The 17,389-nt window shown below is 65.1% G+C and carries 15 protein-coding genes; 8 read left to right on the top strand and 7 right to left on the bottom strand.

All coding sequences use genetic code 11. The features are described 5' to 3' along the window. Window positions 1-15: 15 nt before the first annotated feature. From HAP48_RS19095 to HAP48_RS19080, 4 genes are all read left to right on the top strand, one after another. Complete coding sequence (locus HAP48_RS19095; RefSeq protein WP_166211384.1) at window positions 16-1,245, top strand: ABC transporter substrate-binding protein; 1,230 nt, start codon at window positions 16-18, stop codon at window positions 1,243-1,245. 164 nt (window positions 1,246-1,409) lie between these two features. Continuing rightward, window positions 1,410-2,636 (top strand): ABC transporter substrate-binding protein, encoded by a 1,227-nt coding sequence (locus HAP48_RS19090; RefSeq protein ID WP_166211387.1) that lies wholly within the window; start codon window positions 1,410-1,412, stop codon window positions 2,634-2,636. 192 nt (window positions 2,637-2,828) lie between these two features. Next, a complete protein-coding gene (locus HAP48_RS19085) occupies window positions 2,829-4,055 on the top strand; it encodes an ABC transporter substrate-binding protein (RefSeq protein WP_420869879.1) in 1,227 nt (408 codons plus the stop codon). Window positions 4,056-4,283: 228 nt separating this feature from the next. After that, the gene (locus HAP48_RS19080; protein ID WP_166211393.1) at window positions 4,284-5,567 is read left to right on the top strand and encodes a glycerate kinase type-2 family protein; all 1,284 of its coding nucleotides are present in this window, start codon (window positions 4,284-4,286) and stop codon (window positions 5,565-5,567) included. Window positions 5,568-5,632: 65 nt separating this feature from the next. Here HAP48_RS19080 and HAP48_RS19075 read toward each other — a convergent pair whose 3' ends face one another. Continuing rightward, a complete protein-coding gene (locus HAP48_RS19075; RefSeq protein WP_166211396.1) occupies window positions 5,633-6,802 on the bottom strand; it encodes a saccharopine dehydrogenase family protein in 1,170 nt (389 codons plus the stop codon). Between the two features lie 332 nt (window positions 6,803-7,134). Here HAP48_RS19075 and HAP48_RS19070 point away from each other — a divergent pair, with 332 nt between their 5' ends. After that, entirely contained in the window at window positions 7,135-7,620 is a 486-nt protein-coding gene (locus HAP48_RS19070; protein ID WP_166211399.1) for an adenosine-specific kinase, read from the top strand. A 90-nt stretch (window positions 7,621-7,710) separates the two neighbouring features. Here HAP48_RS19070 and HAP48_RS19065 read toward each other — a convergent pair whose 3' ends face one another. Then, a complete protein-coding gene (locus HAP48_RS19065; protein ID WP_029077908.1) occupies window positions 7,711-8,229 on the bottom strand; it encodes a MarR family winged helix-turn-helix transcriptional regulator in 519 nt (172 codons plus the stop codon). Window positions 8,230-8,408: 179 nt separating this feature from the next. Here HAP48_RS19065 and HAP48_RS19060 point away from each other — a divergent pair, with 179 nt between their 5' ends. From HAP48_RS19060 to HAP48_RS19050, 3 genes are read left to right on the top strand one after another with little or no spacing between them, the layout of a single operon-like run. Further along, window positions 8,409-9,449: a branched-chain amino acid ABC transporter permease gene (locus HAP48_RS19060; RefSeq protein WP_166211402.1), complete on the top strand. Its 1,041-nt coding sequence runs from the start codon at window positions 8,409-8,411 to the stop codon at window positions 9,447-9,449. Between the two features lie 5 nt (window positions 9,450-9,454). Further along, a complete protein-coding gene (locus HAP48_RS19055) occupies window positions 9,455-11,224 on the top strand; it encodes a branched-chain amino acid ABC transporter ATP-binding protein/permease (protein WP_166211405.1) in 1,770 nt (589 codons plus the stop codon). After that, window positions 11,221-11,952 carry an ABC transporter ATP-binding protein gene (locus HAP48_RS19050; RefSeq protein ID WP_166211408.1) on the top strand — a complete coding sequence of 244 codons (732 nt, stop codon included), beginning with the start codon at window positions 11,221-11,223 and terminating at the stop codon, window positions 11,950-11,952. The genes HAP48_RS19055 and HAP48_RS19050 overlap by 4 nt, the downstream gene beginning before the upstream one ends. Window positions 11,953-12,011: 59 nt before the next feature. On the opposite strand, the gene HAP48_RS19045 is transcribed toward HAP48_RS19050, so the two are convergent. The 5 genes from HAP48_RS19045 to HAP48_RS19025 all read right to left on the bottom strand — a co-directional run bounded on the left by HAP48_RS19045 (window position 12,012) and on the right by HAP48_RS19025 (window position 17,176). Further along, the gene (locus HAP48_RS19045) at window positions 12,012-13,163 is read right to left on the bottom strand and encodes an ABC transporter substrate-binding protein (protein WP_166211411.1); all 1,152 of its coding nucleotides are present in this window, start codon (window positions 13,161-13,163) and stop codon (window positions 12,012-12,014) included. 88 nt (window positions 13,164-13,251) lie between these two features. Continuing rightward, a complete protein-coding gene (locus HAP48_RS19040; protein ID WP_166211414.1) occupies window positions 13,252-13,671 on the bottom strand; it encodes an acyl-CoA thioesterase in 420 nt (139 codons plus the stop codon). A gap of 63 nt (window positions 13,672-13,734) precedes the next feature. After that, window positions 13,735-14,496: an SDR family NAD(P)-dependent oxidoreductase gene (locus HAP48_RS19035; protein WP_166211417.1), complete on the bottom strand. Its 762-nt coding sequence runs from the start codon at window positions 14,494-14,496 to the stop codon at window positions 13,735-13,737. A gap of 20 nt (window positions 14,497-14,516) precedes the next feature. Then, a complete protein-coding gene (locus HAP48_RS19030) occupies window positions 14,517-16,385 on the bottom strand; it encodes a feruloyl-CoA synthase (protein ID WP_166211420.1) in 1,869 nt (622 codons plus the stop codon). Further along, on the bottom strand, window positions 16,382-17,176 hold the full coding sequence (locus tag HAP48_RS19025; RefSeq protein WP_166211423.1) for a crotonase/enoyl-CoA hydratase family protein: 795 nt from the start codon (window positions 17,174-17,176) through the stop codon (window positions 16,382-16,384). The genes HAP48_RS19030 and HAP48_RS19025 overlap by 4 nt, the downstream gene beginning before the upstream one ends. Window positions 17,177-17,389: the final 213 nt, after the last annotated feature.

Here is a 17,389-nt window from a genome sequence, read left to right as displayed (position 1 = left end):
CCAAGGGAGATCAAAATGCCTGCTATCCATTTGCGATTGGGGGCCTTTTCGGCTGCCCTCGCACTGCTCGCGGCGGCCACGAGCCCCGCCGTCGCGCAGAAGAAATACGACACCGGCGCCAGCGACACCGAGATCAAGATCGGCAACATCATGCCCTACAGCGGAGCAGCCTCCGCCTATGGCGTGATCGGCAAGACCGAGGAGGCCTATTTCCGCAAGGTCAATGCCGAGGGCGGCATCAACGGCCGCAAGATCACCTTCATCAGCTACGACGACGCCTACACGCCGCCGAAGACCGTCGAGCAGGCGCGCAAGCTCGTCGAGAGCGATGAGGTGCTGATCATCTTCAATTCGCTCGGCACGCCGCCGAACTCGGCGATCCAGAAATACATGAACCAGAAGAAGGTGCCGCAACTGTTTGTCGCCACCGGGGCCACCAAGTGGAACGACCCGAAGGAATTCCCCTGGACCATGGGCTGGCAGCCCAACTACCAGAGCGAGTCCATCATCTATGCGAAGTACATCCTGAAGAACAAGCCGGACGCCAGGATCGCGGTGCTCTACCAGAACGACGATTACGGCAAGGACTATCTGAAGGGATTCAAGGACGGGCTCGGCGCCAAGGCCGCCTCAATGATCGTCGCCGAGGACAGCTACGAGGTGACCGAGCCGACGATCGATTCCCACATCGTCAAACTCAAGGCCACCGGCGCCGACGTATTCTTCAACATCACGACGCCGAAATTCGCGGCACAGGCCATCAAGAAGAACAACGAGCTCGGCTGGAAGCCGCTGCATTTCCTCAACAACGTCTCCTCGTCGATCGGCAGCGTGATCAAGCCGGCGGGCTTCGAGAACGCCCAGGACATCGTCTCGTCGCAATATCTGAAGGATCCGACCGATCCGCAGTGGAAGACCGACAAGGGCATGATCGCCTGGAACGCGTTCCTGGATAAGTATTACCCCGAAGCAAACCGCGCCGACGCGTCCGTGATGTATGCCTACACCGTCGCACAGGGCCTCGAGCATGTGCTGCGGGCATGCGGCGACAATCTGACGCGCGAGAACGTCATGAAGCAGGCCGCCGGCATCCGCGACCTCGAGCTCGGCGGCCTGTTGCCGGGCGTCAAGGTCAATACCTCGGCGACCGATTTCGCGCCGCTTTCGCAACTGCAACTGATGCGGTTCAAGGGCGAAACCTGGGAGCGCTTTGGTGAAATTTTGAGCGGTGACGTCGGCGGCTAACCCGAAATTGTCGACTAAAGACGAGAGCCCCTGCGGCGTTGTCGCAGGGGCTTTTCATTGAGACCGACCGCCTAAAATGCTAATCACGACAGCCAAATAAGAGAGCCCTCGAAACAAGGGGGCCGCGACACATCCGTCTGACGACAACAGGGAGAGAGACATCAATGTCCGCTACCACTAGACTTGCGGTCCTCGGAGCCGCGCTCGCGCTCGTCGCCACGTCCGGCAGCGCCGCGCTTGCCCAGAAGAAATACGACACCGGCGCCAGCGACACCGAAATCAAGATCGGCAACATCATGCCCTACAGCGGACCCGCATCCGCCTACGGCATCATCGGCCGCACGGAGGCCGCCTATTTCAAGAAGATCAACGACGCCGGCGGCATCAACGGCCGCAAGATCAACTTCATCTCCTACGACGACGCCTATTCGCCGCCGAAAGCCGTGGAGCAGGCCCGCAAGCTGGTCGAGAGCGACGAGGTACTGCTGATCTTCAACTCGCTCGGCACGCCGTCCAACTCGGCGATCCAGAAGTACATGAATTCCAAGAAGGTGCCGCAGCTGTTCGTCGCCACCGGCGCCACCAAGTGGAACGATCCGAAGGACTTTCCCTGGACCATGGGCTGGCAGCCCAACTACCAGAGCGAGACCCAGATCTACGCAAAATACATTCTGAAGAACATGCCGAACGCCAAGATCGCGGTGCTGTTCCAGAATGACGATTACGGCAAGGACTATCTGAAGGGTCTCAAGGACGGCCTCGGCCAGAAGGCCGCCAGCATGATCGTCGCCGAAGAGAGCTTCGAGACTTCCCAGCCGACGATCGACAGCAACATCGTCAAGCTGAAGGCCAGCAACGCCGACGTCTTCATCGACATCGCGACGCCGAAATTCGCGGCGCAGGCGATCAAGAAGATTGCCGAGATCGGCTGGAAGCCAACCCACTTCCTCAACAACGTGTCGGCCTCGGTCGGCAGCGTGATCAAGCCGGCCGGCTTCGAGAACGCGCAGGACATCATCTCCGCCGCCTACCTGAAGGACGCCTCCGACAAGCAGTGGGACAATGATCCCGGCATGAAGGAATTCTACGCCTTCATGGCCAAGGACTTCCCCGAGGGCGACAAGCTCGACGGCGGCACCGTAGTCGGCTTCGGCGTGGCCCAGACCCTGGTCCAGGTGCTCAAGCAGTGCGGCGACAACCTCACCCGCGAGAACATCATGAAGCAGGCGGCGAACCTGCAGGACTTCCGCACCGAGGTGCTGCTGCCCGGCATCAAGATCAACACCGCCGCGAATGATTTCGCCCCGATCAGCCAGCTGCAGCTGATGAAGTTCAAGGGCGAGAAATGGGAACTGTTCGGTGACGTCATCAGCGCCGACGTCGGCGGCTGATTTCCCGCAAATTGCCGGCTGAGAATGGCCCCCTGCGATACCGTCGCAGGGGGCTTTTCATTGGCCAGGGCACCCGCCCGCCGACCGGCCCGGGCGATGCCGCTTACACTTTGCCCGGCAATGCGCTAGGAAATCCCGCAAGAAACCGCCCCTCGCGCGGCGGCAACAACAAGGAGCTTTCGGGAAATGCCGATGCCGATCCGACACCGTGTCGCAACCGCCCTGCTCGGCCTCGCCGTCGCCACCGCGGCCGGCAATGCCGCATGGGCGCAGAAGAAATACGACACCGGTGCGAGCGATACCGAGATCAAGATCGGCAACATCGTGCCCTATAGCGGCCCGGCGTCGGCCTATGGCGTGGTCGGCAAGGCGATGGCCGCCGTGTTCAAGAAGGTCAACGACGACGGCGGCATCAACGGGCGCAAGATCAACTTCGTTTCCTATGACGACGCCTATTCGCCACCGAAGGCCGTGGAGCAGGCCCGCAAGCTGGTCGAGAGCGACGAGGTGCTGTTCCTGTTCGGCACGCTCGGCACCGCCTCCAACACCGCGATCCAGAAGTATCTCAACGCCAAGAAAGTGCCGCAGCTGTTCGTCGCCACCGGCGCCACCAAGTGGAACGACCCGAAGAGCTTCCCCTGGACCATGGGCTGGCTACCCAGCTACCAGAGCGAGTCGCGGATCTACGCGAAATATCTGCTCAAGGAGAAGCCGGCCGCCAAGGTCGCGGTGCTCTACCAGAACGACGACATGGGCAAGGACTACCTCAAGGGCCTGGAGGACGGCTTCGCCAGCGATCCCGCGCGGATCGCCGCCAAGGAGAGCTACGAGGTCGCCGAACCGACCATCGATTCCCATGTGGTGCGGCTGAAATCCTCCAACCCCGATGTCATCATCTTCTTCACCACGCCGAAATTCGGTGCCCAGGCGATCAAGAAGCTCGGCGAGATGAACTGGAAGCCGGTCACGATCGTGTCTAACGTCTCGGCCTCCACCGCGACGGTGATGCGTCCGGCCGGGCTCGACAACGCGCAGGGCGTAATCTCGGCGGCCTACGCCAAGGACGCCAGCGATCCGCAGTGGAAGGACGACGCCGGCATGAAGGCGTTCGACGATCTGCTCGCCAAATACATGCCCGACACCAACCGCGTCGATGCCTCGGCGATGACCGGCTACAACATGGCAACCACCATGGTCGAGGTGCTGCGCCGCTGCGGCGACGACCTCACCCGCGCCAATGTGATGAAGCAGGCCGCAAGCCTGAAGCAGTTTGCGCAGGGCGGCCTGTTGCCCGGCGTCACGCTGAGTACAAGTCCCGACGACTTCCAGCCGATCGAGCAACTGCAGCTGATGCAGTTCAAGGGCGAGCGCTGGCAATTGTTCGGCGACGTCATCAGCGGCGAAGTCGCCGGAAACTAAAGCCCGGATGGATATTGCCTCGATCGAGGCGGTCGCGATCTTCCCTTACCTCTCCCGCTTGCGGGGGAGGTCGGATCGCATCAAAGATGCGATCCGGGTGGGGGCTTTCTCCGCAATACGACTCGTGGCAGCACCCCCACCCTAACCCTCCCCCGCAAGCGGGAGAGGGAACACAGCGTGTAATGCGGCCCAATCTACCCACGTCCCGGCTCTCGCGAAGGTATAGCCATGACCGACCGTCGTCTGTTCCTGCGTTCGATCTTTGATGCCGCGGTGGCGGCTGCGCATCCCGATGTCGTGCTGGCATCGCGGCTGCGGCCGGCGCCGAAGGGACGCGTGATCTGCCTCGCCGCCGGCAAGGGCGCCGGCGCCATGGCCGCGGCGGCGGAACGGCACTATCTCGACACGCTCGGCCTTGCGCCGACCCGGCTGGTCGGCATCGCCACCACCCGCCATGGCCATGGTGTGCCGACCCGCCGGATCAAGGTGGTCGAGGCCGGCCACCCGGTGCCGGATGAGGCCGGCCTGCGGGCGGCCGACGATACGCTGCGGCTCGCCGCCGAGGCGACGGCGGACGATCTGCTGCTGGTGCTGCTGACCGGCGGCGGTTCGGCGAACTGGATCGCGCCCGTCGAGGGCGTGAGCTTCGCCCAGAAGCAGCAGGTCAACCGCGCGCTGCTGCGCTCCGGCGCGCCGATCGGCGAGATGAACATCGTCCGCAAGCATCTGTCGCGGATCAAGGGCGGACGGCTGGCGCGCGCCGGCCAGCACGCCGCCGAGATCGTCACGCTGGCGATCTCAGACGTGCCGCATGACGATCCCTCCGCGATCGCCTCGGGACCGACGGTACCGGATCCGACCACGCTCGCGGATGCCCGCGCGCTGGTCGCCAGATACAATCTCTCGGTCGATGACGCGGTCCGCCGTGCGCTTGACGATCCCAGGAACGAGAGCTGCAAGCCCGGCGATCCCGCCTTTGCGCGGGCAACGTTCGAGCTGCTGGCGAAGCCGAAGGCCTCGATCGATGCCGCGGTGAAGGTCGCGCAGGACGCCGGCTATGAGACCATCGCGCTCGGCGCCGATCTCGAAGGCGAGGCCCGCGACGTCGCGGCCGAGCATGCGCGGCTCGCGCTCAAGGCGCGCAGCGAAGGCAAGCGGGTCGCAATCATCTCCGGCGGCGAGCTCACGGTGACCGTGCGCGGCAATGGCCGCGGCGGGCCGAACCAGGAATACGCGCTGGCGCTGGCCGATCTGCTCAAGGATGTGCCCGACATCTCGGCGCTCGCCGCCGACACCGACGGCGCTGATGGCGGTGCCGGCAGCGCCACCGACCCCGCCGGGGCCGTGATCGATCAGGCGACATTCGCGAAGATGAAATCGATCGGCCTCGATCCGAGGGCCTATCTCGCGAACAATGACGCCACGGGCTTCTTCGCGCAGACCGGGGACTTGCTGCTGACCGGGCCGACGCTGACCAATGTCAACGATGTCAGGGTCATCTTGGTGGATTGAGTTACCGTCATTCCGGGGCGATGGCGGAAGCAATCCAGCGCGCCGCCCCAATCCTGCGCGCGACCTCAACGCGCGCTGAAGGTGAGGCCGGCACGCGCCTTCAGACGCTCGCGCAAGGCCGGCCCCATCAGCGCGCCTGGCGTCCAGATGCCGCCCTCGCCCTGCACGTCGCGCACGAGGCAGAGTGCGCTCTCGGCGATCATCTTGCTGGTCGAGCCGTAGCCCGGATCGCGGTCGCCGGTGACGACGGCCTCGACCCGCCCGCCATCCGGCACCTCGCCCAGAAAGAAGATGTCGTAGAAGCCCCTCTCGCGCGCTTCCCGGGTCGGGCCTGCTCCACTTTTGAGACCGCCGGTCCCGAACAAGGACACCACCGTGGCGAACGCCTCCGTCGTCACGCTCGCGATGTCCCCAAGTCCCGGCGCCACCATCATCTCGTCATAAACGAAGTCCCTGCCGTAGGGATGGCCCAACAGGAAGTTCGTGCGGTGCACGTTCTTGGTGTTGATCGGCGCCATCGGGAACGGCACGAGCCACGCGTGCAAGCTCGTGTCATATTCGGGGACGAGGCCCGACGGCTGAGACGGCCCGGTGAAGCCCGGCGTCAACGCGAACGGATCGGTCAGCAGCCGGATCAGGGCCGGGTCGCGCGCCGCGGCGGCCAGCGTCGCCTGAGCGCTCGCCGCGGTCCCACCGGACATGCCGCCCTTCACCTTGCGCAGACGAGCCTTGACCCGCCGCGCCGGGCGTCCGAATTTCTCGCGCGCTTTCTCCTGCAACGTGAGCACACCGAGGTCGAACGGGATGGAATCGAAGCCACAGGAGAAGACGATGCGCGCGCCGGTCCGTTTCGCCTCTTCGTGATGGACGTCGATCATGCGCCGCATCCAGCCCGGTTCGCCGCAAAGATCAACATAGGCCGTGCCGGTGGCCACGCAGGCCGCCACTAGCTCGGGACCGTGAAGCTGATAGGGCCCGACCGTGGTGACGACCACGGCCGCGCGCTCGCACATCGAACGCAGGCTGGCCGGCTCGGCGGCATCCGCCTTCACCAACGGCAAATCGTCCGGTGCGCCGATGTCGGCACGGATCTTCTGGAGTTTGTCGGTCGAACGTCCCGCAATTGCCCAGCACGGAGCATCGTCGCCGCGATAGGATGTCGCCAGATATTCGGCGATGAGACGGCCGGTGTAACCCGTCGCGCCATAGACGATGAGGTCGAAGTCCCGCTTCACGGCGCTGATCCTCCTCGAGCCCCCGGTAGCGCTCCCTTCAGATCCGTTAGCAAACGCTCGGTGCGCTTCGCGGCCACTTTGGCGAGGGGCCGTGCAACATTCGGCCGCACCCCGTCGCGCTTGACGGAAGATACCACAGTTCCCGCCCTTGGGCGCGCAACCTCCCGGCGATTTCCGGTCTTCCCTTGAGAGCCGTCGTGAGTACGGATGCTGGGTCTGGTCGGCGTGAGCCGGAAGCAGACAGCCGGCACATTTGAGCGCCTGTGGCCGCTTGCAAACGCCCTCCGACGGCCTACCATGGATTGGGGAGCTCACCGTGCAGGAGCGAAGCCATGGACCTCACCGTGGTGCCCATCGTCAAGCCGGATGAGACCAACTTCATCTTCGGCCAGTCGCATTTCATCAAGACCGTGGAAGACCTTCACGAAGCGCTGGTGGGCGCGGTTCCGCGCATCCGCTTCGGGTTGGCTTTCTGCGAGGCCTCCGGCAAGCGGTTGGTGCGCTGCTCCGGTAACGACGACGCCTCGCTCGCCCTGGCACGCGACAACGCATTGGCGATCGGCGCCGGTCACACCTTCCTGATTTTCCTCGGCGACGGGTTCTTTCCCGTCAACGTGCTGGCGGCGGTGCGCGCGGTGCCGGAGGTCTGCCGCATCTATTGCGCGACGGCCAATCCCACACAGGTGATCGTCGCGCAGACGGAGCTCGGGCGCGGCGTGCTCGGTGTGGTGGATGGCGCCTCGCCGCTCGGCGTCGAAACCGACGCCGACATCGCGTGGCGGAAGGATCTGCTGCGAAACATCGGCTACAAGCTTTAGACCGCGATGGGTTCGTCGCTTGGCGACGCCCGCATGCCGGACATGTATCAACCCAGCGCGTCATCGCGAGCGGATGGGCCGTCACGCCCCTCAAAACTCCTGCGCGAGCTTCGCCAGCATCTCCAGCAGCGCGGCGTGGTTGGCGGGGCCGAGCACCTCGATCAGCCGCGCCTCGTGCTTGTTGGCGACCAGCTTCTTGGCGCGCGCCAACACGGCGCGGCCCCTGTCGGTCAGGACCAGGATGTGGGAGCGGCGGTCGTTGGTGGAGCGCATCCGCGCGCAAAGGTCGCGGCTCTCCAGCGCATCGAGCATGGCGACGAAATTCGGCCTGAGGATGCCGAGCGTGTTGGCGATCTCGGTCTGGTTGCGGCCCGGATTCTTGTCGAGCAGCAGCAGCACCGAGAACTGCGCCGGCGTCAGCTGCAGCGGCGCGACGCAGCGCAGGAAGTCCTCGAACACCTTGAGCTGCGCACGCTTCAGCGAATAGCCGAGCAGTCCGGACAGTTCGCCCAGTTGCAGCATGCTGTCGTCCCCGGCAGGATCGACCGGTTCCCTGCGCAGGGCACGCGGTGATCGGACGGCATCGGCGGCGGTCTTGGAAACAGTCATCGCTCCAGGCTCGCAATCCCGGTACAAAAACCCCGCGGGACGCTCGGGGACCTTGAGATTATATCTAATAATCGTTATGCACTATATCAAATATCGGCAGCTATCAACAGCCGATATCGGCCGACCCGACCGGCACAACCGGTTGCGGCGGTCCGACGCCTAAGGGGGAGCGCCCGGCCTTGAACACAACGATCATGCTGTTCCTGCTGCAGGACGGCATCACCAATGGCGCGATCTACGCACTGCTCGGGCTGGCCCTGGTGCTGGTGTTCGCGGTGACGCGGGTGATCCTGATCCCGCAGGGCGAATTCGTGACCTACGGCGCGCTGAGCTACGCCATGCTGGCGACCGGCCAGGTGCCCGGCACGGTGCGGCTAGCCGTCGCGATGGGCCTCGTCGCCTTCGCCCTCGACCTGTTCTTCGCCCGCAAGGCGCTGCATGCGCGGCTGGTGATGCGATCCGTCGCGCTCAACATCGCCTTCCCCTTCGCGCTGCTCGGCCTCGTTTACGCCCTGGTTGGTCCCAACACGCCGATCGCCGTCAACATTGCACTGGCGCTCCTGATCGTGGCGGCGATCGGGCTGTTCCTCTACCGCATCGCTTTCCAGCCGATCGCGCACACCTCGGTGCTGGTGCTCCTGATCGCCTCGGTCGGCTGCCACCTCGCGCTGCAAGGCCTGGGCCTGGTGTTCTTCGGCGCCGAAGGCCTGCGCGCGCCGGCGCTGTCGAATGCCGCGCTGACCGCGGGCCCGCTGCGCTTCACCGGCCAGAGCCTCGCCGTCTACGCCCTGACGATCGGCTTCATCGTGGCGCTGTGGCTGTTCTTCGGCTACACCAAGACCGGCAAGGCGCTGCGCGCCACCGCGGTCAACCGCCTCGGCGCCCGCCTGGTCGGCATTCGCACCACCCTGTCGGGCCAGATCGCATTCCTGCTCGCCTCGGTGATCGGCGCGATCTCCGGCATCCTGATCGTGCCGATCACCACGCTCTATTACGACACCGGCTTCCTGATCGGCCTGAAGGGCTTCATCGCCGCCATCATCGGCGGCCTGGTCAGCTATCCCCTGACCGCGGTCGCCGCCATCGTGGTCGGCATCGTCGAGGCCTTCTCATCGTTCTACGCCAGCAATTTCAAGGAAGTCATCGTGTTCACGCTGATCCTCCCCGTGCTCGTGTTGCGCTCGCTTGCGGCGCCCGCGGTCGAAGAAGAGAAGGATTGAGCGCGATGACGCAGCGGCTCCCTCTCATCATCTTCGCGCTCGTGCTGGCGGTGATTCCGCTTCTTCCGGGCATTCCGCCGTTCTGGATCGTGCTGCTCGATAATATCGGCCTCGCCGCGCTGGTCGCGATGGGGCTGGTGCTGCTCACCGGCGTCGGCGGCCTCACCTCGTTCGGACAGGCCGCGTTCTGCGGTTTCGGCGCCTACACCACGGCGGTGCTGACCACCGCCTATGGCGTCTCGCCCTGGCTGACGCTGCCGGCTTCGCTCGTCGTCAGCGGCATTGCGGCCGTGCTGCTCGGCATCGTCACGGTACGGCTGTCGGGCCATTATCTGCCGCTCGGCACCATCGCCTGGGGCATCGGCCTGTTCTATCTGTTCAGCAAGCTCGAATTCCTCGGCCGCAACGACGGGATCTCAGGCATTCCGCCGCTCTCGATCGGCTCGTTCAAGATGCTGAGCCCGGATACGATCTATTACGCGATCTGGGTCGCGGTGCTGATCTCCGCGCTGCTGACCATGAACCTGCTGGACTCCCGCACCGGGCGCGCGATCCGCGCCTTGCGGCGCGGCCATGTCGCGGCCGAAGCGTTCGGCGTGCAGACGCCGCGCGCCAAGCTCCTGGTGTTCATCTATGCCGCGGTGCTGGCCGGCCTGTCCGGCTGGCTCTATGCGCATTTCCAGCGCGCCGCCAACCCGACGCCGTTCGGCGCGCAGGCCGGCATCGAGTATCTGTTCATCGCCGTCGTCGGCGGCGCCGGTTACGTCTGGGGCGCGGTGCTCGGCGCCGGCATCGTCGTGATCCTCAAGGAGGTGCTGCAGAGCTACCTGCCTTACATCTTCGGCGGTCAGAGCCAGCTCGAGACCATCGTGTTCGGCATCATGCTGGTGCTGCTGCTGCAGCTTGCGCCAACCGGCGTCTGGCCCTGGCTGATGTCGCGGCTGCCGTTCAAGTCGGCCCGCAAGACGCCCGACACATCGCTGAAGCTGGAGCATCGCGAGCGCGCGCCCGGTTCGTCTTCGGTGCTGCTGCACATCGACAAGGCGCGCAAGCAGTTCGGCGGCGTGATCGCGGTGAACGACGTTTCGTTCGACGTCAATGCCCGCGAGATCGTCGCGCTGATCGGCCCGAACGGCGCCGGCAAGAGCACGACCTTCAACCTGATCACCGGCGTCCTGACCGCAACCGGCGGCAAGATCTCCGTGCTCGGGAAGGAAGTGGAGAACGCGCCGCCCCAGGAAGTGGTCAAGCTCGGGGTTTCCAGAACCTTCCAGCACGTCAAGCTGGTGCCCGACATGACCGTGCTCGAGAACGTCGCGATCGGCGCGCATCTGCGCGGGAATTCCGGGGCGATCTCCAGCATGCTGCGGCTCGACCGCGCCGATGAGGCCAAACTGCTGGCGGAAGCCGCGCGGCAGATCGCGCGCGTCGGCCTGTCCGACCAGATCGACCAGCTCGCAGGCTCGCTGTCGCTCGGCCAGCAGCGCATCGTCGAGATTGCGCGTGCGCTGTGCGTCGATCCGATGCTGCTGTTGCTCGACGAACCGGCCGCCGGCCTGCGCCACATGGAGAAGCAGCGGCTGGCCGCGCTGCTGCGGCAATTGCGCGACGGCGGCATGTCGGTGCTGTTGGTCGAGCACGACATGGGGTTCGTGATGGATCTTGCCGACCGCATCGTGGTGCTGGATTTCGGCACCAAGATCGCCGAAGGCACGCCGGCCGCGATCAAGCGCAATCCCGACGTGATCAAGGCCTATCTCGGAGCCGCCGCATGAGTGCGCTGCTGTCGGTCACCGACGTCCACATCGCCTACGGCAAGGTCGAGGCCGTGCGCGGCGTCTCGCTCGACGTCGCCGACAATGAGATCGTCACCATCATCGGGGCCAACGGCGCCGGCAAGACCACGCTGCTCAACGCCATCATGGGCGTGCTGCCGCTGAAGGGCCGCACCACCTTTGCCGGCGTCGACATGGCGCCATTGGACATCGAGGACCGCGTCGCCACCGGCCTGAGCCTGGTGCCAGAGCATCGCGAGTTGTTCGGCACGATGAACGTCGAGGACAATCTCGAGCTCGGCGCCTTCCGGATTGCGAAGGCAACCGCAGCCGTTTCGCTGGAGCGGGTCTATACGCTGTTTCCGCGGCTCAAGGAGCGGCGCAAGCAGCTCGCCGGCACGCTGTCCGGCGGCGAGCAGCAGATGCTGGCAATGGGCCGCGCGCTGATGGGGGCGCCGAAGCTCTTGATGCTGGACGAGCCGAGCCTCGGCCTTGCCCCGATCATCGTCGCCGACATCTTCCGCATCGTCGGCGAGCTCCGCTCGGCCGGCGTCTCGGTGCTGCTGGTCGAGCAGAACGCCCAGGCCGCACTGCAGATCGCCGATCGCGCCTATGTAATGGAGCTCGGCGAATTCGTGCTGTCGGGTCCCGCCAGGGAGATCGCCGCCAACAAGGGCGTCGCCGCGAGCTATCTCGGCTTCCAGCACGAAGGCGACAGCGCGATTTAGACGGCGAAGCCGGCCTTCTTTCGAAGGCCGGCTTGTTACCTCAGCGGATCGCAAGCGGTTCACATCGCCGGGATGTATTTGCCGTCCTTGACCGTCAGCAGGATGCGCGAGCGGTCGTCGAGGCCGTAGCGGTCCTTTTCGGTCCAGTTGTAGACGCCTTGGCTCGCGACGATCTCCTTCTCGGAGATGAACGCCTGACGGATCGCCTCGCGGAATTCCGGCGTGCCGGGCTTGGCGGTTTTCAGCGCCGTCGGGATGATGCGCTTCAGCACCTCGAAGGCATCGTAGGAGTGGCCGGCGAACTGGCTGCGGCTGTTGGCACCGTATTTGGCTTCATAGGCGGCGTTCAGCGTCAGGCCGGGCTTCTTGGTCAGCGCGCTGTCTGCTTGCGTTTCCGGCGACATGATCGGGCCGGCCGACATGATGACGCCTTCCGCCGACGCGCCCGCGATGCGGATGAAGTCCATAGTGGCGGCGCCGTGGGTCTGGTAGATCAGGCCCTTGTAGCCGCGCTCGCGCAGCGCGGTCTGCGGCAGTGCCGCGGCGGTGCCGGACGCGCCGACCAGGATGGCGTCGGGATTGGCGGCGACGAGCTTCAGCACCTGGCCCGCGACCGATGTATCCGGGCGCGCGAAGCGCTCCTCATCGATCATGGTCAAGCCCATCGGCACGGCCTGCGCCTTGAAGTCGTTGACCCAGAGATCGCCGTAGGAATCCGAATAGCCGATATAGCCGACGGTCTTGATGTTGTGCGCCTTCATGTGCTCGTAGAGCACCTTGCCCATGATCGGGATCGACTGCGGCAGGTCGACCGACCATTTCGCGCGGGCCTCGTTGATCGGGAATGGCGCCAGCCCGAGATGCGGGATGCCGGCCTCGTTGGCGACCGTCGACACCGCGATCGTCGTCGGCGTGATGCAGGAGCCCATGATGATGTCGGCCTTGGACTCGGTGACGAAGCGCCTTGTATTTGTGGTCGCAGCGGTCGGATCGCCGGCGTCGTCGAGCACGATCAGCTTCAGCGGCACGCCGCCGATCTCCTTCGGCACGAAATCGAGCGCGTTGCGCTCGGGAATGCCGAGCGCCGCGGCGGGCCCGGTGGTCGAGATCGTGATGCCGATGGTGATTTCATTGGTCTGCGCCTGTGCGGGCGCGCCCGGCAGCGCGATTACAGCTGCGAGCGCCACGGCGGCGAGAGTGGCCTTCCTCATTCATTCCTCCCTGCAAGTAAGTCTTTTGGGTTTAAGCCGGTTTTGCGGGCCAATTCAGCCCCTTCTTTAGGTCATGAGGGACAGCGAGTCAGCCCTTCATGAAGCGGTCGATGATCTCCTGCGGAAATGGCGCCGATTTCAGCTTGTCGGGATCGTCCGGATGGCGACCAACCAGCACCCGGGTCTCAAATGCCTCGATCGCCAACGCCTCGCCCTTGAACACGCGGTGCACCACCTCGAAGCTCGAGCGCTTGATGCTGTCGATCCGGCTCTCGATGGTAATCCAGTCGCCATGAGTCGACGGGATGTGGAATTTCGCCCGCGTGTCGACCATAGGAATGCCGACCAGGCCGTATTTGTGAATCAGGTCCTGCTTCGAGCAACCGGCGGCCTCGAACATGATCGAGGTCGAGTCGTCGAACATCGCGAAATAGCGCGGGTAATAGACGATGTTGGCGGGGTCGCAATCGCCCCACTGGATCTGCACATCGCGCCGATGGACGAACATGATTTATCCTCGATTGAGCATGATCGATCCGGAAGAGCGTTTCATGCTCTTCCGGATCATGCGTCAGCGCGGCGCCATCCGGAGCGCGGCATCGAGCCGCACCACCTCGCCATTCAGATAGGGATTGTCGATCATGTGCAGCGCCAGCGAGGCGAACTCGTCGGCCTGCCCGAGCCTTCGCGGGAACGGGATCGCGGCGGCGAGCGAATCCTGCGCCTCCTGCGGCAGGCCGGCCAGCAAGGGCGTCATGAACAGGCCGGGCGCGATGGTCAGCACGCGGATGCCGAATTGCGCGAGCTCGCGCGCGATCGGCAAGGTCATCGCGACGATGCCGCCCTTCGAGGCCGAATAGGCCGCCTGCCCGATCTGGCCGTCATAGGCCGCGACCGAGGCCGTCAAGATCACGACGCCGCGCTCGCCGGTCGCGAGCGGCTCGAGCTTCGCCATATCTGATGTCGCAAGCCGCAGCATGTTGAACGAGCCGATCAGATTGACCTTGATCACCTTGTCGAAGTCGGCCAGCGCCATCGGTCCCTCGCGGCCGATCACGCGCTTTGCCACGCCGATGCCGGCACAGTTCACCAGCACCCGCGCCGCGCCATGCGCCTTGGCGGCGGCAGCGACCGCAGCCTCGGCGGCTGCCGCATCGGCCACGTCGCAAACGATCGGAATGCCGCCGATCTCGGCCGCGACGCTCTCGGCGAGCTTAGCGTTGAGGTCGCAGACCGCAACCTTGGCGCCCTGTGCGGCCAGCCGGCGCGCGGTCGCAGCCCCCAATCCCGATGCGCCGCCGGTGACGATGGCGGCCTGATCCTTCAACTGCATGGCATTCTCCTCTTCGAAATCTAGACGAGTGTGATCACCGATGCCGATGGCACCGGCGCGTAGAGCGCGTCGATGATGTCAGCGCGATGCTCCAGCACCGCGCGCTGGTTGATCGAGCCCTTGTCGGTGACCTCACCGCGATCGATCGACAACGGCGTATCCAGCAGGATCGCCCGCGCGATCCGGTTCGACGAGCCGGTGGCGCCGGCAAGCACGCGCGCGAAACGTTCGCGAAAGGCGGCCCGCACCAGCGGATCATTGGCCGCGGCCGCGATGTCGCCGGCGACAAGCTCTGGATTGATCAGGCGGCAGCCGTCGAGATCGAGGATCACGATCGCCGCGAGCTCATCGCGGTTGAGGCCCGCGATCACGACGTCGCGCACCAGCGGCGCGCAGGTGCCGACGAAGCGCGCCCGCAACGGACCGACGCTGACCCAGGTGCCGCTCGCCAGCTTGAAATCCTCGGCGATACGGCCATCGAAATCAAAACCGGCAGCGAGATCACCAGCGTTGGCCGGCTTCAGCGCATCGCCGAACTTGTAAAAGCCCTCCTCGTCGAACGCCTTGGCGGTCAACTCCGGCTGCCGCCAGTAGCCGGGCGTCACGTTGGGGCCCTTGGCGCGCACCTCGAGCTTGCCGTTGTTCGGGACGAGCTTCGCGTCATTGCCCGACACCGGAAGCCCGACATGGCCGGAGCGGCTGGTATCGGGCCGCACCGACATGAAGAACGGCGAGGTCTCGGTGGCGCCGAGCCCTGTCAGCATTGGCACGCGATAGCCCTTCTCCTCGACGGCGAGCGCATCGAGGCTGTTCCAGATGAACGGCGACAACGCGGCGCCCGAGAAGAACATCGCATGCAGCCGGGCGAAGAATTTCGCCCGCAAGGCAGCGTCGGCGCGCAGATAGGGCAGCAGCGATTCATAACCCTTGGGCACGTTGAAATAGACCGTCGGCGAAATCTCGCGCAGGTTTCGTACGGTCTCCTCGATGCCGCCGGGCATCGGCTTGCCCTCGTCGAGATACATCGAGCCGCCGTTGAAGAGCGTCAGCCCGACATTGTGGTTGCCGCCAAATGTGTGATTCCACGGCAGCCAGTCGACGATCACAGGCGGCTCGTCCTTCAGGAACGCCAGCGTCTCGCGCAGCATCACCTGGTTGGCGCAGATCATGCGCTGGGTGTTGATCACGGCCTTGGGATTGCCCGTCGAACCCGACGTCAGCAGGAATTTCGCGATCGTATCGGGGCCGATTGCTCCATGGATTGCGTCGAGGCGCGGATCCTCCGGCGTCGCCATGAGATCGGCGAGCCGGGTCACCCCGCGGCCGGGCACGATGCCTCGGCTGGCCGCGATCTCGACATCCGGCGCGACATTGGCGCGCAGCGCATCGGCAAATTTGTCGGCATCGTCGGCGAAAACGAGGCCCGGCGTCAGCAGCTTGATAACGAAGCTGAGCTTGCCGTAGTCGCGCGACACCAGCGAATAGGCCGGCGACACCGGGCAGAACGGAATGCCGGCATAGAGCGCGCCGAGTGCCATCAGCTCGTGGTCGATCGAGTTGCCCGACAGGATCACGATCGGCCGCTCGGCGGACAACCCGCGCGCGATCAGCGCCGACGCGATGCGCCGGGTCGTCTCCAGCAATTGCGCGTAGGTGATCTGCCGCCAACCACTGCCGGCGCGTTCGGCCATGAACACGCGGTTCGGCTCGGCCTTTGCCCAGTGATGCAGGCGGTCGGTGAGACGAACGGGATAATCGGTAAGACTGAACTTCGGGCGAAGATAGATCGTGCCGTCGTCGCGGCGCTCGACGCTGACGTCGGGATTGCCGAACGAGATCGGACGCAGCGGATGCGCGCTCGCAGCTGATACGGACGGCGCGGCGCTCATGTCGGCTTCACCTTGGCGGTCTTGCGGTCCAGAAAGGCGCGGATGCGCTTTTTCGCTTCCTTGTCGCTCTGCGCCACCGTCGCCATCAGCGATTCCATCAATAGGCCGGTCTGCGGATTGGCCTCGGCGATCATCGGCAGCGCCTGCAACACGGCGAAGTTGGTTAGCGGTGCGTTGGCGGCGACCCGCTCGGCAAGCTCCAGCGCTTTCGGCAGCGCGCCGTCGGCCTCGGTGAGATATTGCGAGAAGCCGTAGGCCGCGCCCTCGGTCGCCGAATAGACCCGACCGGTCAGCATCATGTCCGCCATCCGCGGCACGCCGATCAGGCGCGGTAGCCGCACTGATCCGCCGCCGCCGACGAAGATGCCGCGCTGGCCCTCGGGCAGCGCGAAATAGGCCGACGGCTCGGCGACCCGGATATGCGCGGCGCAGGCGAGCTCCAGCCCGCCGCCGATCACCGCGCCCTTCAGCGCGGCGATGACGGGCACGCGGCAATACTGGATGCGGTCGAAGACGCGGTGCCACATCTGGGAATGCACCAGGCCCTCGGTGGCGTCGCGCTCGGTCAGTTCGGAGAGATCGAGGCCGGACGAAAAGTGATCGCCGACACCATGGATGACGACGGCACCGATGTCGTCGGGAATCGCCGAAAAGCAGTCCCGCAGCGCCAGGATGATGCCGTCGTTCAGCGCATTGCGCTTGGCGGGCCGGTTGAGCCCGACCGTCAGCACCGCCCCCCGCGTCTCTATCTTGAGCAGCGCGGCATCGCCCGCGTCGGCAGCGTTTCCCATGGCGTTATTGCTTCCTGTTCAGAATAGTTATGTTTTATAATTATTGGCAGGAGAGTCAATATGGGACGCGTTCGAGACATCTGGGATAGCGGTCCGCCTTGCGATCGCGGACTGCCAATTCCGTCATCCTGAGGAGGCCGCGCAGCGGCCGTCTCGAAGGATGCACGGCCCGTCCGTGGCCGATTCATCCTTCGAGGCTCGCTCCGCTCGCAC

The sequence above is a fragment of the Bradyrhizobium septentrionale genome, assembly GCF_011516645.4.
Lineage (GTDB): Bacteria > Pseudomonadota > Alphaproteobacteria > Rhizobiales > Xanthobacteraceae > Bradyrhizobium > Bradyrhizobium septentrionale.
This window is presented reverse-complemented; position numbering and strand designations above follow the sequence as displayed.

Bases quoted from the DNA above. Each gene is read 5' to 3' on its own strand.
- HAP48_RS19055 (WP_166211405.1), top strand. From the start codon at position 9,455: ATGACGCAGCGGCTCCCTCTCATCATCTTCGCGCTCGTGCTGGCGGTG.
- HAP48_RS19080 (WP_166211393.1), top strand. From the start codon at position 4,284: ATGACCGACCGTCGTCTGTTCCTGCGTTCGATCTTTGATGCCGCGGTG.
- HAP48_RS19025 (WP_166211423.1), bottom strand. From the start codon at position 17,176: ATGGGAAACGCTGCCGACGCGGGCGATGCCGCGCTGCTCAAGATAGAG.
- HAP48_RS19045 (WP_166211411.1), bottom strand. From the start codon at position 13,163: ATGAGGAAGGCCACTCTCGCCGCCGTGGCGCTCGCAGCTGTAATCGCG.
- HAP48_RS19070 (WP_166211399.1), top strand. From the start codon at position 7,135: ATGGACCTCACCGTGGTGCCCATCGTCAAGCCGGATGAGACCAACTTC.
- HAP48_RS19065 (WP_029077908.1), bottom strand. From the start codon at position 8,229: ATGACTGTTTCCAAGACCGCCGCCGATGCCGTCCGATCACCGCGTGCC.
- HAP48_RS19050 (WP_166211408.1), top strand. From the start codon at position 11,221: ATGAGTGCGCTGCTGTCGGTCACCGACGTCCACATCGCCTACGGCAAG.
- HAP48_RS19090 (WP_166211387.1), top strand. From the start codon at position 1,410: ATGTCCGCTACCACTAGACTTGCGGTCCTCGGAGCCGCGCTCGCGCTC.
- HAP48_RS19095 (WP_166211384.1), top strand. From the start codon at position 16: ATGCCTGCTATCCATTTGCGATTGGGGGCCTTTTCGGCTGCCCTCGCA.
- HAP48_RS19035 (WP_166211417.1), bottom strand. From the start codon at position 14,496: ATGCAGTTGAAGGATCAGGCCGCCATCGTCACCGGCGGCGCATCGGGA.
- HAP48_RS19040 (WP_166211414.1), bottom strand. From the start codon at position 13,671: ATGTTCGTCCATCGGCGCGATGTGCAGATCCAGTGGGGCGATTGCGAC.
- HAP48_RS19030 (WP_166211420.1), bottom strand. From the start codon at position 16,385: ATGAGCGCCGCGCCGTCCGTATCAGCTGCGAGCGCGCATCCGCTGCGT.
- HAP48_RS19085 (WP_420869879.1), top strand. From the start codon at position 2,829: ATGCCGATCCGACACCGTGTCGCAACCGCCCTGCTCGGCCTCGCCGTC.